Annotated in this window: 2 tRNA genes; both read right to left on the reverse strand. The window is 50.5% G+C overall.

Annotated elements, in window-relative coordinates:
- Position 1 precedes the first annotated feature (1 nt).
- A tRNA-Leu gene (locus H5185_RS22700) sits at positions 2 to 87 on the reverse strand.
- A gap of 49 nt (positions 88 to 136) precedes the next feature.
- Positions 137 to 210 (reverse strand) — tRNA-Cys (locus H5185_RS22705).
- Positions 211 to 212 lie beyond the last annotated feature (2 nt).

Genomic DNA, 212 nt, shown 5'->3' on the forward strand with positions numbered 1-212 from the left:
ATGGTACCCGAGGCCGGACTTGAACCGGCACGCTTATTCAGCGAGGGATTTTAAATCCCTTGTGTCTACCGATTCCACCACTCGGGCAAAGTGTTGTTTTAACCGCTACTAAAAGTAACCATTAAACGCAATTTTGTGGAGGCGCGACCCGGAGTCGAACCGAGATAGACGGATTTGCAATCCGTAGCATAGCCATTCTGCCATCGCGCCAT

Origin of the sequence: Shewanella sp. SG44-6 (genome assembly GCF_014164185.1) — a bacterium.
GTDB lineage: Bacteria > Pseudomonadota > Gammaproteobacteria > Enterobacterales > Shewanellaceae > Shewanella > Shewanella vesiculosa.